At 49.9% G+C, this 15241-nt stretch carries 16 protein-coding genes and 1 other annotated feature; of the genes, 7 read left to right on the plus strand and 9 right to left on the minus strand.

Annotation, left to right across the window (positions count from 1 at the left end):
* Positions 1-4: 4 nt before the first annotated feature.
* Genes trpD through L9G74_RS04755 form a run of 3 tightly spaced genes read right to left on the minus strand, consistent with a single transcriptional unit; the run spans position 5 to position 3172 of the window.
* Entirely contained in the window at positions 5-1024 is a 1020-nt protein-coding gene (gene trpD, locus L9G74_RS04745) for an anthranilate phosphoribosyltransferase (protein WP_238895127.1), read from the minus strand.
* Positions 1017-1619, minus strand: a complete 603-nt coding sequence (locus L9G74_RS04750) for an aminodeoxychorismate/anthranilate synthase component II (protein WP_238895128.1) — start codon at positions 1617-1619, stop codon at positions 1017-1019. The genes trpD and L9G74_RS04750 overlap by 8 nt, the downstream gene beginning before the upstream one ends.
* Positions 1616-3172, minus strand: a complete 1557-nt coding sequence (locus L9G74_RS04755; RefSeq protein ID WP_238895129.1) for an anthranilate synthase component 1 — start codon at positions 3170-3172, stop codon at positions 1616-1618. Before L9G74_RS04755 ends, L9G74_RS04750 begins: the two co-directional genes overlap by 4 nt.
* 59 nt (positions 3173-3231) lie before the next feature.
* Positions 3232-3334: a sequence feature (Trp leader region), on the minus strand.
* A gap of 176 nt (positions 3335-3510) precedes the next feature.
* Between L9G74_RS04755 and rnm the strand changes: the two genes are divergently transcribed.
* The 6 genes from rnm to L9G74_RS04785 all read left to right on the plus strand — a co-directional run bounded on the left by rnm (position 3511) and on the right by L9G74_RS04785 (position 8525).
* Complete coding sequence (gene rnm / locus L9G74_RS04760; RefSeq protein ID WP_238895176.1) at positions 3511-4371, plus strand: RNase RNM; 861 nt, start codon at positions 3511-3513, stop codon at positions 4369-4371.
* Positions 4368-4988 carry an L-threonylcarbamoyladenylate synthase gene (locus L9G74_RS04765; RefSeq protein ID WP_238895130.1) on the plus strand — a complete coding sequence of 207 codons (621 nt, stop codon included), beginning with the start codon at positions 4368-4370 and terminating at the stop codon, positions 4986-4988. Before rnm ends, L9G74_RS04765 begins: the two co-directional genes overlap by 4 nt.
* Positions 4989-5005: 17 nt before the next feature.
* On the plus strand, positions 5006-5809 hold the full coding sequence (locus L9G74_RS04770; RefSeq protein WP_238895131.1) for a segregation and condensation protein A: 804 nt from the start codon (positions 5006-5008) through the stop codon (positions 5807-5809).
* Positions 5810-5820: 11 nt separating this feature from the next.
* Positions 5821-6423 (plus strand): SMC-Scp complex subunit ScpB, encoded by a 603-nt coding sequence (scpB, locus tag L9G74_RS04775; RefSeq protein ID WP_238895132.1) that lies wholly within the window; start codon positions 5821-5823, stop codon positions 6421-6423.
* Positions 6424-6633: 210 nt separating this feature from the next.
* A complete protein-coding gene (gene rluB, locus L9G74_RS04780; protein WP_238895133.1) occupies positions 6634-7518 on the plus strand; it encodes a 23S rRNA pseudouridine(2605) synthase RluB in 885 nt (294 codons plus the stop codon).
* An 83-nt stretch (positions 7519-7601) separates the two neighbouring features.
* Positions 7602-8525: a glycoside hydrolase gene (locus tag L9G74_RS04785; RefSeq protein WP_238895134.1), complete on the plus strand. Its 924-nt coding sequence runs from the start codon at positions 7602-7604 to the stop codon at positions 8523-8525.
* A gap of 51 nt (positions 8526-8576) precedes the next feature.
* Here L9G74_RS04785 and L9G74_RS04790 read toward each other — a convergent pair whose 3' ends face one another.
* Entirely contained in the window at positions 8577-9485 is a 909-nt protein-coding gene (locus L9G74_RS04790) for a M14 family metallopeptidase (RefSeq protein ID WP_238895135.1), read from the minus strand.
* A gap of 29 nt (positions 9486-9514) precedes the next feature.
* Positions 9515-10252 (minus strand): YciK family oxidoreductase, encoded by a 738-nt coding sequence (locus tag L9G74_RS04795; RefSeq protein ID WP_238895136.1) that lies wholly within the window; start codon positions 10250-10252, stop codon positions 9515-9517.
* A 258-nt stretch (positions 10253-10510) separates the two neighbouring features.
* Between L9G74_RS04795 and L9G74_RS04800 the strand changes: the two genes are divergently transcribed.
* Complete coding sequence (locus tag L9G74_RS04800) at positions 10511-12952, plus strand: VolA/Pla-1 family phospholipase (RefSeq protein WP_238895137.1); 2442 nt, start codon at positions 10511-10513, stop codon at positions 12950-12952.
* Positions 12953-13024: 72 nt separating this feature from the next.
* Here L9G74_RS04800 and xthA read toward each other — a convergent pair whose 3' ends face one another.
* Genes xthA through L9G74_RS04820 form a run of 4 tightly spaced genes read right to left on the minus strand, consistent with a single transcriptional unit; the run spans position 13025 to position 15141 of the window.
* Positions 13025-13834 carry an exodeoxyribonuclease III gene (gene xthA, locus L9G74_RS04805; RefSeq protein ID WP_238895138.1) on the minus strand — a complete coding sequence of 270 codons (810 nt, stop codon included), beginning with the start codon at positions 13832-13834 and terminating at the stop codon, positions 13025-13027.
* A complete protein-coding gene (locus L9G74_RS04810) occupies positions 13835-14134 on the minus strand; it encodes a YciI family protein (protein ID WP_238895139.1) in 300 nt (99 codons plus the stop codon).
* Positions 14134-14679 (minus strand): septation protein A, encoded by a 546-nt coding sequence (locus L9G74_RS04815; protein ID WP_238895140.1) that lies wholly within the window; start codon positions 14677-14679, stop codon positions 14134-14136. The genes L9G74_RS04810 and L9G74_RS04815 overlap by 1 nt, the downstream gene beginning before the upstream one ends.
* A 24-nt stretch (positions 14680-14703) precedes the next feature.
* Positions 14704-15141: a nuclear transport factor 2 family protein gene (locus L9G74_RS04820; RefSeq protein ID WP_238895141.1), complete on the minus strand. Its 438-nt coding sequence runs from the start codon at positions 15139-15141 to the stop codon at positions 14704-14706.
* Positions 15142-15241: the final 100 nt, after the last annotated feature.

Below are 15241 nucleotides of genomic sequence, written 5' to 3' on the forward strand. Positions count from 1 at the left end.
ACGCTTATCCTTGGTTTGACGCTTGCGCCAACTGTTCAACTAAATTTAAGGCTTTGCCTGAGGCGATCACTTGTTTGGCGAGTGCCACCCCCGCAGGGATGGTATCACTGATACCTGCGACATACAGCGCGGTGCCAGCGTTAACCGCCACGGCATTGATTTGCGCGCTTGTGGCCGTGCCAGCCAAAATCTGCTTGGTGATGGCGGCGTTGTCTTCTGGTGTGCCACCCACCAGTTGATCTAACTCGGCGCGTTCGACGCCGAAATCCTCTGGTTGCATGCGGTATTCACGAATTTCACCATCTTTCAGCTCCGCTAGCAGTGATTCGCCATGGACGGCAATCTCATCCAAACCGCTACCGTGAGCCACGATGGCGCGTTTTACTCCAAGCGCTTTTAGCACGCCTGCCAGCGGAGTCACCAATGCGGGGCTATACACGCCAAGCAGCATGTAATCCGGTTTTGACGGGTTAATCAACGGCCCAAGCACGTTAAAGATGGTACGAGTTTTCAATGCTTGGCGCACCGGCACCGCATAACGTACACCGCCATGATAATGCGGTGCAAACAGAAAACTGATGTCCAAATCATTTAGGCACTGTGCTGCGGTTGCTGGCTCCATAGTCAGATTGATGCCAAGGGCTGACAATAGATCTGACGCACCTGATTTACTCGATACTCCACGATTACCATGTTTGGCGACTTTGGCGCCTGCGGCCGCAGCTACAAAACATGACGTGGTTGAGATGTTGATGGTGTTATAACCATCTCCACCGGTGCCAACAATATCAATCACGCCGGTGCCAGCGGCGGGAAACGGCTTGGCGGCATCCAGCAGAGCATCGGCGGCACCGCTGATCTCGTCGATGGTTTCGCCCTTGATTTTCAGCGCGGTCAGCAGGGCGCTGATGGTAATTTCATTCAATTCTCCTGCAACCAAAGGTTGAAACAGGCGTTGAGCTTGTTCGCGGCTCAGTGACTCGCCACGATACAGCTGTTCAAGTAATGTTTGTACATCAGACATGCACTTGTTCTCCCTGTGGCAGCGTTAAATATTGCAACGTTTGTACTAGCAGTTTGCTGCCCATGGTGGTCAGGATTGACTCGGGATGGAATTGGAAACCTACGGCGCGATCCGCACGGTGTTCAATCGCCATCGCCATCCCTTCAAAGGTCGCAATCACATCAAGACAATCTGGCACTTTTGTGGCCACCAATGAGTGATAACGGGCTACGGGCAGCGGCGATGGTAAGCCAGCAAATACGCCTTTACCATTGTGTTCTACCGCGCTGGATTTACCGTGAACGATCTGTGGTGCGCGGCTCACTTTGCCGCCATAGTGTTCAACTAATGCTTGATGGCCTAGGCAGATACCTAGAATCGGTAGTTTGCCGGCAACTTTGGCAATCAGCTCCATCATCGATCCAGCATCTTTCGGTTCTCCCGGACCTGGAGACAATACTAATGCCGTTTTACCGGGTTCATTGAGCATTAAATCCGCTAAGTAATCGGCGTTGATGTTATGACGATAAACTACTACGTCGAATCCGAGGCTGCGAAATTGATCCACTAAGTTGTAAGTAAAGGAATCAAAGTTATCGAGTAGATAGATTTTCATAGTCCGCCCCCCATCTTGATGGCGCTGATCACTGCTTGCGCTTTTTGGCGCGTTTCTTCGGCTTCTAACATCGGCTCAGAATCGTAAACGACACCGGCACCAGCTTGGATGTAGGCTTTGTTGTCACGCACAAATGCTGAGCGGATAACAATACAGGTATCCATATCACCTAAGCCGTTGATATAACCCACGGCGCCGCCGTAACTGCCACGACGAGTTTGTTCTACTTCGCGAATGAGTTGTGCCGCTCGCACCTTGGGCGCGCCCACTAACGTGCCCATATTCATACAGGCTTGGTAGGCGTGCAGGGTATCGAGATCTTTACGCAGTTGGCCGGTCACGCGGCTCACGAGATGCATCACGTGTGAGTAGCGGTCAACTTTCAGCAACTCGGCCACTTTGCGGGTACCGCTTTCGCAAATGCGGGCGATGTCGTTACGGGCTAAATCGACTAGCATGATGTGTTCAGATAGCTCTTTTTTATCGAGGCGTAACTCAAGTTCGATACGGCCATCCAAATCGTCATCGATATTGCCATCGGCATCTTTACCGCGTTTGCGGGTGCCAGCAATAGGATACATCTCCACTTGGTTGGTAGACGCTTCATATTTGATGGCACTTTCTGGCGATGCACCAAATAGCGTGAAGTCTTCAGCGCGCATGTAGAACATGTAGGGGCTTGGGTTGGTCATACGCAGCGCACGATAGGCGCCCATGGGGTTTGGGCATGGCATTTTGAAACAACGTGAAGGTACGACTTGGAAGATATCGCCAGCGCGAATGTGCTCTTTTAATGTTTCCACTTGCGCGGCATATTCTTCGTTGCTGACGCTGGCCTGCGGTTCTTCTCTCACGCCGACCAAGCTAGGGATCTTAGGTAGACTAAGTGCTAGCTTAATGATCTCTTGGCGACGCGTATTTAGCGTCTCGGCAACTTCGGCGTTGTCAGTAAATTGATGGGTAACTACTTCGGCAGTGTGCTGCTGATGGTCAACAATCACCAAGGTTTCAGCCAGATAGAACAGGTAGTCGGGGCAGGTGTTTTCGGCTTGCTCCACCTTCGGCAGTGGCTCAACTGCTGCGATGAGGTCATAACCTAACACGCCGCCCAAATGCAGGCCTTCAAAACATTGCTCCCCCTGCATTTTGATGCCGCGCTGCAACAAGCGTAACCCTTCTAACGGCGATAACGCTTTGAGACGCGCATCTTCGTCGAGCAGGCCACTCGGATGTTTGAAGGTGACAATCACTTCACGTTGTTGGCGAATGACTTTGGCGTGCGGTTGGAAGAAATCGGCAACGCCTCCCAGTAACGCCACGCCATTTTTTGTAAATGCGCTGAAGGTGACGGTTTGACCGAGGCAGGAGATGGTTAACGCTGCGTGACTCAGGATGATGCTTTTCAGGCTGTCTTTGCTGTCGATCTCGGCTGATTCTAACAGCATGGTATTAGGACGGTTTTCAGTGAGCAGATGATATAGCCGTAGCGGATCATCGTGGTACGTCATCGCTTGTCGTTGATATTGGACTCGCGCAATCTGAGAGATGTTCATTTCACAATCCTGTTGATGCTAGTTGCTTTGCCTGCTTACTGAGAACTTCTGTCGCAGAAACGAAGAAGCCCGCATTAAGCGGGCTTCTCGTTGAATTTTGCTGATTTACATATACAGCGCTTCACACCACCCGCGTTAAGGGAAGTGCCACCACCAAACAGTGTGTAATGAAGCGAAGTTAATAGCGTACATAAATCAAAAATTTCCTTTCAGTTAGTGGCTAATAGAAGACCCGACTCTGGCATGAATGTCAACGGCAAATGTATAAATATTGAAAATTAATTGTGTTACACATGTCAGCATCGCTTTTTGTGATGGAATGCCAGTACAATATCGCCATGATCACAGAACTTACATCAATAGATCTGCACTGTCACTCGACAGCATCAGATGGTCACCTTTCTCCCGCTGACATTGTGGCTCGTGCCATGGCGCAGGGCGTGGATGTGTTGGCGATTACTGATCACGATACAGTTGCAGGCTTGCCTGAAGCGCACGCTTTCAATCAACAGCAAGCAACACCACTGACGTTAGTCAACGGCGTGGAGATTTCTACTCGCTGGCACGCTTATGACATTCACATTGTTGGGTTAGGCTTTGACCGCGAACAGCCAGAGCTGCTGGCGTTTATGGAAAACCAACGCGAACTACGAGAAGCCCGTGCCAAAGAGATTGGTACTCGGCTCGAAAAGGCGGGTATTGCTGGCGCATATGAGGGGGCCAAGGCGCTCGCAGGCGAGGCTGCTATTAGCCGCGCGCATTATGCCCGCTTCTTGGTGGAACAGGGCATCGTCGATGATATCGGCAAAGTCTTTAAACGGTATTTAGCCCGCGGTAAAACCGGATATGTACCAAATAATTGGGGCGATATGGCAACGGCTATCAGCCTGATTCATAATGCGGGCGGCATTGCAGTACTGGCTCATCCGAGCGGTTATCAATTAAGTGGCAAGTGGTTAAAACGCTTGGTGAACGACTTTGCTGAAGCGGGCGGCACCGCCATTGAAGTCGTGCTCGGGCAGCAGTCTCCCGACGATTTAGTACAACTGGGCGCGTTGGCAAACCAGCGCGGCTTATATGCCTCTGTCGGCAGCGATTTTCATTTTCCCGGCCGTTGGCTGGAGTTGGGGCGTAATTTAAAACGTCCAAAAGGGTTGCAGTGGGTGTGGCAGTCCCCGCAATGGAAGGTAAATTTATGAGTCAGTTTTTTTATGTACATGAGGTGAATCCTCAACCCCGTTTAATCAACCAAGCGGTAAGCATTTTGCGCAACGGCGGCGTGATTGTGTATCCGACCGATTCCGGCTATGCGTTGGGCTGTATGATTGGCGATAAAAACGCTATGACCCGCATCGGACGCATTCGACAACTGGGAGAAAACCACGAGTACACCTTAATGTGCCGTGATTTGTCCGAGCTATCTACCTATGCCCGCGTTGATAACCAAGCGTTTCGCGTGTTAAAAAATAACACGCCGGGGCCATACACGTTTATTTTCAAAGCCACCAAAGATGTGCCGCGTCGTCTGCAAAACGAGAAAAAACGCACTATTGGTATTCGTGTGCCAAATAACGTGATTGCGCTGGCGCTGCTGGAAGCATTGGAAGAGCCGCTGATGTCGACCAGTTTGATTCTGCCGGGCAACGATTTTACCGAATCCGATCCTGAGCAGATCCGTGATGAATTGGAACACCAAGTCGACGCGATTTTGAGTGGTGGTTATCTCGGCGAGAAGCCAACGACAGTGATTGATATGTCGGATGACAGCATGACCATTTTGCGTGAAGGCTCTGGCGACGTTACGCCATTTTTGTAAGGTAGCACCACGCCAGCATGACGTTATCGAGTGAAGGAATACAGCAAAGTTTGCCTCTGGCAGTGGTGCGCGGTGAAGCGTTTACCGAACTGCCTGCGGATCTGTTTATTCCGCCAGAAGCCCTAGCGGTATTTTTGGAAGCCTTTGAGGGACCACTCGATCTCTTGTTGTATCTGATCCGTAAACAAAAACTCGATGTGGTGGATTTGCCGTTGCAGCAGATTACCGCGCAATATCTGGAATACATTGAGATGTTGCAGGGCGCACGGGTCGAGTTAGCGGCGGATTATTTGGTGATGGCGGCCACGCTAGCGGAAATTAAATCGCGCTTACTGTTGCCGCGGCCAGAGCTGGAAATGGAAGAAGAAGAGGAAGATCCGCGGGCGGTATTGATCCGTCAGTTGAAAGCCTATGAAACCATTAAAGACGCCGCCGTCAACTTAGACGAACTCCCTCGATTGCAACGTGATGTATTTGCTGCCACCGCGGTGCCTGCCCCCGACATTCGCCCCAAGCAAATTCCGCCGTCAGTGAGTTTACGTGAAATCGCGCTGGCGTTTGGCGAAGTGCTGAAACGTATCGAAGCCAGTGGCGACCATCAAGTGCGGCAGGAGCAGTTATCCACCCGCGAACGCATGAGCCAGATTTTGATGAAACTTTCTAGTGAGCACTACACGCCATTTACTGAGTTATTTGAGTTGAGTGAAGGCCGTGCTGGTGTGGTGGTGAGTTTTCTAGCGTTGATGGAATTGGTCAAAGAGTTGCTGGTGGAGTTGGTGCAGACCGAACCGTTTGCGCCAATTTATTTGAAAGCATTTTAGGATGTGACGCCGTGGCGCAAATTAATAATCTACAATTAAAACAGTTGGTTGAAGCTGCAATTTTTGTACAAGGCAAGGCGGTAACGCTTAAAACCCTGCGCGAAACCGTGCTGGCTGACTATGCCGTATCACGCGAGCGCTTAAAAGCGGTCGTGGATGAACTGGTGGTAGATTACCAAGAACGCGGCGTGCAGTTAGTCAAAGTTGCTGGTGGTTATCGCTTTCAAACTCGCGACAGTTTGAGTATTGCGCTGCAGAGTTTATGGCAAGAACAAGCACCACGATACAGCCGTGCCACCTTAGAAACGCTGGCGGTTATTGCTTATCGTCAACCCGTAACACGCGGCGAAATTGAAGCGGTACGCGGTGTGGCGGTAAGCAGCCAAATCATTAAAAATCTGGCTGATCGCGGCTGGATTAAAGCCGTTGGTCACAAAGAAGTGCCCGGTCGGCCATCACTTTATGCCACAACGGCTGAGTTTCTGGGCTATTTTGGCTTAGACACCTTGCGTGATCTGCCACCGCTGACCGATGCCGAATCGTTAGATGCGGTATTCTCCGGCATGAAAAATGTGCCAGAAGAGCCGGAAGTATCAGAAACGCCGCTTCAATAGCAGCTGATGACGATTGTTCCGCCAAGCCTTGTCCACTTTGTAGGATTTTTTCATGCATCGTTGAGCGAATTTCTATCAGCTCAAGCATTCCTCATGTATAATCGCGGGCTGCCTTACTGCTGTTTGGCCGCTGAGTGATTCCGCCCTTTGCCAATCATCTTTTGATGGAAGCAGTAACCGATAAACATTTATCAAATAAGTGAATTTTACATGAGTGAAAAATTGCAGAAAGTCTTGGCCCGAGCAGGCCATGGCTCCCGTCGTGAGATGGAGGCATGGATTGCTGCAGGCCGGGTGAGTGTCGAAGGCGAGATCGCCACATTAGGTGACCGTATCGAAGCCGACGCCAAAGTGCGTATCGATGGCCGCCTGGTATCGCTCAAGTCAGCCGATGAAGTGATTTGTCGTGTGCTGGCTTATCACAAACCAGAAGGGGAGATCTGCTCCCGTAAAGATCCTGAAGGTCGTCCAACGGTATTTGACCGTTTGCCACGTACCAAAGACAGCCGCTGGGTTGCCGTAGGTCGTTTAGACATTAACACCTCAGGGCTGTTGCTGTTTACCTCTGACGGTGAACTGGCTAACCGTTTGATGCACCCATCTAGCGAAGTTGAGCGTGAATACGCCGTACGTACGTTTGGTGAAGTGACTGACGCTACCGTACAGCAACTGCGTACCGGCGTGACCTTGGAAGATGGTCCAGCTCAATTTGATGCGATCAAATCGGCAGGTGGTGAAGGTATCAACCAATGGTGGCACGTGGTGCTGCGTGAAGGGCGTAACCGCGAAGTACGTCGTCTGTGGGAAGCCGTCAGTGTGCAAGTTAGCCGCCTGATCCGTGTGCGCTATGGCATGATCGAGTTGCCAAAAACCTTGCCTCGCGGCGGTTGGCTGGAGTTGCCGCTTGACCAAGTAAACTATCTGCGTCAAATCGCTGGTTTACAAGCGGAAGAGCGTTCACTGCTGGGGATGGACAAACACAGTGTGGCGCGTGCTCAAGTGCGTAGCGCTAAGGTGCGCCGTGCGGTGCGTAAGCACAAAACCACTGGCACTGCGAGCAATGGCCGCAAAGCGCCAACTCGTACCCGTAGCTAAGGTTACGACGCTGCTTGTTCCAACAAAAGGCCGCATTTGCGGCCTTTTGTGTTATATAAATGGAAAAAACGTCGGAGCACACCATGAAACTGCTGAGTTGCCAGCGCATATGGGATCAGGCAAATCACAATGCGTTTACTGATCTTTGTGAGTTTAACGGCCATCTTTACACCGTGTTTAGAGAAGGTGCGGAACACATATCACCTGATGGTGCGTTCAGATTACTCAGTAGCAACGATGATGGTGAACATTGGCAAAGTGTGGCGCATTTCACCTCGCCGATAGCGGATTTAAGAGACGGCAAACTGTTAGTCGCCAACGGTCGGTTATGGGTGTTTGGTGCGGCGGCAATGCATGATAAAACGCCGTTACAGTCGTTGATGTGGTACTCAGATAATGGCGTCGACTGGAGTGAAACGACGGAAGTTGGCGAGCGCGGTTATTGGTTGTGGGGGCTAACGGTTGCTGCTGATGGCGTTTACGGTGTGGGTTATCGCGCGGGGGCTGATGGTGATACCCGTTTGTATCGCAGTGACTTGCCGCATGCAGATAAGTTGTTGGTGTTTATGCCATTGTTGGCGCCGCTGCAAGCAGATGGTTATGTTAACGAATCTGCCTTGTTGTTTGAGCAGCATCAAGCGGTGTGCTTGTTACGCCGAGATCCTGTGTGGGATAGCCAACGTAATGCGTTGTTTGGCCAATCTGTTTATCCTTATTCCGAATGGCACTGGTGTGAATTAGATCAGCGCATCGGTGGGCCGGCGATGGTTCGATGTGGCGAGCGTTTGATTGCTATTGTACGCTTGTACGATCAACGGGTACGAACAGCGGTCGTTGAAGTTGACCCGGTTAAGCAAACCATCATTGAACTGCTTAGCTTACCCTCTGGTGGTGATACCAGTTACGCTGGCATTGTGCAGCGAGATGAACAACTACTGGTGAGTTATTACTCCAGCCATGAAGGCAAAACGGCGATCTACTTTGCGCGTATCAACCTTGGGCAATAACAGCACGCCAACGAATAAAAAGGGCGCTTATCAGTAAGCGCCCAATCAGCTTTAGCGTTGCAGCAGAAAGTCCAACGCACCTTTCACCGCCGCCACTTGCGCTTGATTACAGATATCGTCAGTTGCTTTAGGGCTATCAGGATACACTTCAGTGGTGCAACTGTAGGCCGCACCAGTAATACTGGCGCATAAGCCTAGCTGTTTGAGCGCATATTCGATCACGCCCGGTTGCACTACTGGTGAACCGATAATGTTGCCATCTTTGTCGGCGGGAGCAATGTGCGTCACCTTAGCAACGGCGTCGATAATCGCTTTGTGGAATGCTGGCTGCGGGCTAGCGCTATCATCGACGTTATAAAAGCCATCTGGGATTTCGCCGGGAGCAATATATTTGCCATCGCGGGCGGCTAACGCGGGACGGAACTCAGTTTCATCGGTATCGGTGGTTTCGTGCAGGTCTATATGCGCTAAAAACTGCACTTGTTGCTCAGCAACTAACTGCATCAGTGCCGCGGATTCTTCGGCAGGGGAGTTTGCCACGAAGTTACGGTTAGGATCGAGCGCTAATGGATTCCAGCGGTTAATCACCTCATAACCCCAAGGGCTAACGCACGGTGCAATCAGTAGATTAAAGTCAGCAAAATAATCCGCTGCGTAGTTTTTAGCAAATAACAATGCACCTTGTACACCGCTAGTTTCGTAGCCGTGCACTCCGCCTGTGACCAAAATACTCGGTTTGCTGTTATCCCAATTGGGGGATTTTAACGCAAATAGTGGGTAGCGCGTGGTGTCATAACTCAGGGCGCCGTATTGCACGATATCGAACTGCGGTGCCAGCGCGATAATTTTCTCAACGACTTCTGTTTGGTAGCTACGTTTAATGGTTTGTGTGGCACGCCACTGTTGTTTTTCTGCATCGCCCCAAGGAGTGCCGGGCGTGCCAATTGGATAATGTTGCATAAGGTTTCCTGTGTCGAACATCGTGATGATTACTGGGCGTTGAACGCTTTGCCATTGTCGTTAAGGCTATCATCACCCATCAAATAGAGATAAACCGGCATGATGTCTGCTGGTGTTTTGAGTGTCATTGGATCTTCCGCGGGATAAGCGCTAGCACGCATGCTGGTGCGAGTGCCGCCCGGATTAATGCTGTTGGTGCGAATATTACTGTCTTCAAGTTCATCGGCAAGGGTTTGCATCATTCCTTCGGTGGCGAATTTAGAAATCGCGTAGGCGCCCCAAAAGGCTCGGCCTTTACGGCCAACACTGCTGGAGGTAAAGATAATTGAGGCGCTTGGTGCGGCGCGCAGTAACGGCATAACCGCTTGCGTGAGTGCCGCTTGAGCGGTGACGTTGACTTTGAGTACGGTTTCCAACGAATCAATATCCATCTGCTCAATTAACCCGAGACTGCCCAGCAAACTCGCATTATGAAGCAGGCCATCAAGGCGGCCAAACTCGTGCGTAACAAGCTGTGCCAGTTCGGCATACTGCGCCGTGGTTGCTGTTTGCAAATCCAAGGTAATGATTGCTGGTGTGGCGCCACCATTAGCGACAATTTCATCGTAAACCTGAATCAGTTTCTGCTCTGTGCGACCAAGTAAGACCACTGTCGCGCCGTGAGCGGCGTAACTTAGCGCCGCTTGCTTACCAATGCCATCCCCAGCCCCGGTGATTAAAATGATTTTATTGGCGAGCAATGCCTGAGATGGCTGATATTCGAACATGTAATTTGGGTCCTTTTACGCGAAAAACCTTTTATATCGGCTATTTTACTAATATATTGCACGGGTTTTAAACACTCGTATAAATAACGATATTTTTACTAAGATTCATTTGTTATTGTGATGTAGATAAATTTCGATTCATGGATTAACTTTGAACATGAATATTTAGCGTTCCGCTAATGCGAATGCCTGCATATTGGGGTATCTAGGCTGTAATTTCGATGGAACACACTATTACAACAAGACTAAGGGTAAAACATGAAAAAGTTCTATTTGAGTGCAATCGCGGCATCGGTGCTCGCCTTAACTGGCTGTGGTGGCGATAGCAACAACGATGGCGGTGATAATGCTCAGCAAGTGACATATTCTCATCTGGTATTTAATCCTACCGCGTCTCAAGTTCCGGTACCAAACGACCTACTGTTAAACGGCAGTTTCGATGGTACCTTATCCATGCCGAATGAAGCCACTGGTGATTATACCGATCCGACGATCGCCATTGGTGCATTAGATGGCTGGTCAACCACCCAACCGATCTCTATTGATGTGGCGCTTGCCAGTGACGACGGCGTCGCTCGTACCTTATTGGCATCCTCTGTTGTTCAGCCCGGTGCAGTGCGTGTATTTGAAGCGACTAACGCTGGCCCATTGTCCAGCGACGCTGATTGCCAAGACTTGCCAACCGCCAGTGCATGTAGTGTTGGTGCGGAGCTGACGTGGGGCGTGGATTTTGTTACTGCCGCTTCCGGTAACAGCATCGCCATCGTGCCATTAAAGCCGTTAAAGCCTGATACATCATATGTCTACGCCACCACCAATCTGATCACTGATAGTGCCGGTGAGCCGGTGATGCCGTCTGAAAGCTACAGTGTATATCGTCAAGATGTTAATACTGCGCCAATCAATACCGCATCAACGTTGTGGCTACAACGTGTTATCAACAGTTACGAAAAGGGTATGGCGAGCACGCATGGTGTGGATCTTACTAGCGTCACTTACAGCGGCATGTTTACCACACAGTCGATCAGCAATGTTTATGAAGCAGTGAAGTTAGCCATGTTGTCCAATGATGCTTACGCTCCTCAGTGGGTACAAGCACCAACAGCTACAGGCATGACTATCGCGCAAGCAGCAGGGTTAACTGCTGACAGCGGTACCGCTTATGTGTTGGCTAATTTAGCCGATTTGTATGTGGGTACTTTACGGTTGCCAATTTACGGCGGCTGTTCATCTGCGGCTTGTTCCGGCATTGACACGCATTGGGTCGCAGTAGGTGATAGCCCAGTGGCGGTATTGCAAGCACTGCAAACTGGCCAACTCAGCATGGCTAACTACACCACACAAGCGCAAAACTATGGCATTGACCCTAGCGCAGCGCTGAGCAACCCATCTCTGTTAGCTGGTCGCGAATGGTTGATGGACAATGGCACTGCCGTGGATAAAACACGCCACTTGACCCGCTATAACCCATTGCCCGCTGTGCAAGGTTATGAAGACGTTCCAGTGATGATGAGTGTGCCAAATGCTACTAAGTTAGCGGCATTCAATGCAGCACAAAATCGCCCATTTACTGCACCAACTAATGGTTGGCCAACGACGATTGCAATGCATGGTTTAGGTGGGGGTAAAGAGATGGCGCTGGCCTATGCAGGAGCTTATGCTGCCGCTGGTCAAGCCGTTATTGCGATTGATATGCCGTTGCATGGTGCGCGTTCGTTTGATGCAAACAAAGATGGTGTGTATGAGATTTCTGCCACCGACCCATCATTTGGCCGCGTGGTTGGCACTCCTGATGCGTTTGCTGCGGGCACCCCATTGGTATTTGTCAATATTGCCAGCACGCTGACCGTGCGCGATAACTTCCATCAAGCGACGGTAGATGAGTTAGGTTTACGTCAAGCAATCAACCAATTGGCGACAACAGTACCTGATTTAGTTGATGCAACTAAGGTAACAGCACAAGGCATGAGCTTAGGTGGTATTGTCGGTACAGACTTTGCGACCTATGCCAGCACTGGCGTGGTAGACCCAACCACCGGTAACACCTTGGCAAATCCATTTGAGTTGAAAGGGGCGTCATTAGTCGTTCCTGCTGGTGGTTTAGCGGGCGCGTTCGCAGGCTCAGCTGCATTTAGTCCGGTGTTGTTCACTAATGTGACCCAATCTGAGACCTTTAAACAGTTGGTAGCAGCGGCAAACACGGCTGGTTATGCAGAGGGCTCTGATGAGTACAACGCATTGGTGCAAACCGTTTATCAGCAGTTTATTCCGACCTTTGCCTTTGCGGTACAAACAGCGATTGAAGCGGGTGATCCTATCAACCAAGCGGCACAGTTAGCGGCGTCTGGTTTACCGGTTCATTTGATTGAAGTGGTGGGTGATGGTGCAGGTAACTTGAGCGATCAAACGTTGCCAAATCGCGTGGATGGTTTCCCATTGTCGGGCACCGAACCGTTGATCAGCGCATTGGGATTGACCTGTGTGGACGGAACCGCTGTTGGTAGTGGTGTGGTCCGTTTTACGAAAGGGCACCACAGCTCGATTGTTAGCCCGGCAGAAGTGCCCGGTATGACCGATGGTATGGCGGCGCAAGCTACTGCCGAAATGCAAGCTCAAGTAGCGACATTCGCGGCGACGGCATCAGCAGGTACGGCAACGATTATGGTGAATAACAGCAGTGTCGTACAAAGCTGTAACTAATCCGAACTAGCAATACGTAAAAAGCCCGATGAATTCATCGGGCTTTTTAATTTGAGCTTTATAGCCATTAGCTTAGTCGCTAAAGCAGCTCCAGATCGGCGCATGATCAGAAGGCTTATCGATTCCGCGTAGCGCATAATCAACATCAGACTCAGTCAGACGCGCTGCCAGTGACTTAGTTGCTAAAATTACGTCAATCCGTAGTCCGCGGTTCTCATCAAAACCTTTACTGCGATAATCAAACCAAGAATAGCGTTCGCTACGTTGTGGATGCAGTTGACGGAAAGTATCAATCAAGCCCCAATCTAACAGCTTAGCTAACCATTCGCGTTCTTCAGGTTGAAAGCTACATTTGCCCGTTTTAAGCCAACGTTTAGCGTTAACTTCACCAATACCGATATCTAAGTCGACTGGTGATATGTTGATGTCGCCAATAATGGCAATGTCGTCATCGGCCGAGAAATCATGTGCTAGATACTGCATCAAATCGGCATAAAACTTACGTTTAGCGGGATACTTCACCTCATGACCGATATTATCGCCTTGCGGGAAATAGCCGTTAATTACGGTGAGTAATTTGCCATTGGGTTGCTGAAATTTGCCCACGATCAAACGACGTTGCGCATCGTCAGCATCGGTTGGAAAGCCTTTATGGATCTCCACCGCTGGCAGCTTTGAGAGCATTGCCACACCGTAGTGCGCCTTGCCGCCGTGGTAATGCACTTGGTAGCCCATGGCTTCAACTTCAGCGACAGGGAACATCTCGTCGTGCACTTTAGTCTCTTGCAAGCCGATAATGTCTGGTGAGTGGCTATCAATTAGCGCTTGCAACTGATGCAAACGCGCGCGAATGCCGTTGATATTGAAAGAAACGATTTTCATTTAAGGCAGCACATACAGGAAAGGTTTAACAACAACGCTAGCGTAAACACCCGCGGTAACAAATGGATCTGCGTCAGCCCATGCTTGGGCGGCTTCCAATGAATCAAACTCCGCCACGACCAGCGACCCGGTGAAGCCAGCTTCACCCGGTGTTTGACTATCAATCGCGGGATGTGGGCCAGCAAGTTTTAGGCGCCCTTCGTCCGCGAGCGTTTGCAGGCGAGCGAGGTGAGCAGGGCGAACCGCCATGCGTTGTTCCAATGAGTTCTCAACATCCTGCGATGAAATCATGTACCACATTATTTGAATTCCTTACGTTGTTCTTCTGGAAGATGCTTAAACAGATAAGCGACGGAAAGCACGGTGTTAATCAAGGTTGCACCAGTTAAACCAAATACCTTGAAATCCACCCACAGCTCTTGGCTCATGTTAAAGGCAATGTAGAGGTTTGCTACGCTGCATAGAATAAAGAAACCGACCCAATACCAAGTGATGCGGGCCCAGATTTCATCTTTCACCTTGAACTCGGTACCGAGCATGCGTTTTAACAGCGGTTGTTTCATCCATAGACTTATTGCCAGCGCTGCAGCAAATAGCAAGTTGATAATACTGACCTTCCACTTAATGAAAGCGTCGTTGTGAAACACCACTGTGAGGGTGCCGAAAACGGCGACCATGGCGAAGGTAAACAGCAACATCTTTTCGATCTTGCGATAGATGATATAGGTGACAATTAATTGCAATGTGGTGGCGGCTACCAACACCCCGCTAGCGATATAGATATCAAAGAACTTGTAGACAACGAAAAAAATAACTAACGGTAAAAAATCGAGGAATTGCTTCATGAATAACCTATATAAATAAGCGTGTTAGTACGAACCTTTGTTGATTTTGCCTGTATCGGGCAAAATCTCAGAAATAATCCAACCCTGACGGGTTTTCTTAAGCCGCAGCGAGCGATCATCAATCCAATCTTGACCACCTTTTTTACCGGTCATCTTGATGACTACAGTGGTTTCATCAGAAAATTTGCGGAAAAAGTCGATATCGATATCTTCAACGGTCAGGGTGACATCCGTCATCGATAAGCCGATCATATAACGCTGTACTGATGCGGCAATATGATAACTTTTCATCACTTTCTGGATTTGTGGGGTGACATAGGGCAGCGCCTGTTCGACATCACGATCCACATAAATCGCGGTCAAAAAGTTTCTGGCGACATCTTCAGGTGACATCGGCGCATCTTGCACATCGCCGCAACCTAACATCGTCAGCGATAACGCGAGTAGTATTAGATATCTCATAACATGGTTGAAAATGAGTGATGCCTTAGAGTATCTTGGTTTTGGCGGCACTTCGCAAGTTTATCCCGCCGTTGATAAGTCACTTTGATAACTTCGATGG

It is taken from the genome of Shewanella electrica (assembly GCF_022321485.1).
Classification (GTDB): domain Bacteria; phylum Pseudomonadota; class Gammaproteobacteria; order Enterobacterales; family Shewanellaceae; genus Shewanella; species Shewanella electrica.

Excerpts from the sequence above, each read along its gene's own strand:
- trpD (WP_238895127.1), bottom strand. The coding sequence starts at position 1,024 with ATGTCTGATGTACAAACATTACTTGAACAGCTGTATCGTGGCGAGTCA.
- L9G74_RS04750 (WP_238895128.1), bottom strand. The coding sequence starts at position 1,619 with ATGAAAATCTATCTACTCGATAACTTTGATTCCTTTACTTACAACTTA.
- L9G74_RS04755 (WP_238895129.1), bottom strand. The coding sequence starts at position 3,172 with ATGAACATCTCTCAGATTGCGCGAGTCCAATATCAACGACAAGCGATG.
- rnm (WP_238895176.1), top strand. The coding sequence starts at position 3,511 with ATGATCACAGAACTTACATCAATAGATCTGCACTGTCACTCGACAGCA.
- L9G74_RS04765 (WP_238895130.1), top strand. The coding sequence starts at position 4,368 with ATGAGTCAGTTTTTTTATGTACATGAGGTGAATCCTCAACCCCGTTTA.
- L9G74_RS04770 (WP_238895131.1), top strand. The coding sequence starts at position 5,006 with ATGACGTTATCGAGTGAAGGAATACAGCAAAGTTTGCCTCTGGCAGTG.
- rluB (WP_238895133.1), top strand. The coding sequence starts at position 6,634 with ATGAGTGAAAAATTGCAGAAAGTCTTGGCCCGAGCAGGCCATGGCTCC.
- L9G74_RS04785 (WP_238895134.1), top strand. The coding sequence starts at position 7,602 with ATGAAACTGCTGAGTTGCCAGCGCATATGGGATCAGGCAAATCACAAT.
- L9G74_RS04790 (WP_238895135.1), bottom strand. The coding sequence starts at position 9,485 with ATGCAACATTATCCAATTGGCACGCCCGGCACTCCTTGGGGCGATGCA.
- L9G74_RS04795 (WP_238895136.1), bottom strand. The coding sequence starts at position 10,252 with ATGTTCGAATATCAGCCATCTCAGGCATTGCTCGCCAATAAAATCATT.
- L9G74_RS04800 (WP_238895137.1), top strand. The coding sequence starts at position 10,511 with ATGAAAAAGTTCTATTTGAGTGCAATCGCGGCATCGGTGCTCGCCTTA.
- xthA (WP_238895138.1), bottom strand. The coding sequence starts at position 13,834 with ATGAAAATCGTTTCTTTCAATATCAACGGCATTCGCGCGCGTTTGCAT.
- L9G74_RS04810 (WP_238895139.1), bottom strand. The coding sequence starts at position 14,134 with ATGTGGTACATGATTTCATCGCAGGATGTTGAGAACTCATTGGAACAA.
- L9G74_RS04815 (WP_238895140.1), bottom strand. The coding sequence starts at position 14,679 with ATGAAGCAATTCCTCGATTTTTTACCGTTAGTTATTTTTTTCGTTGTC.
- L9G74_RS04820 (WP_238895141.1), bottom strand. The coding sequence starts at position 15,141 with ATGAGATATCTAATACTACTCGCGTTATCGCTGACGATGTTAGGTTGC.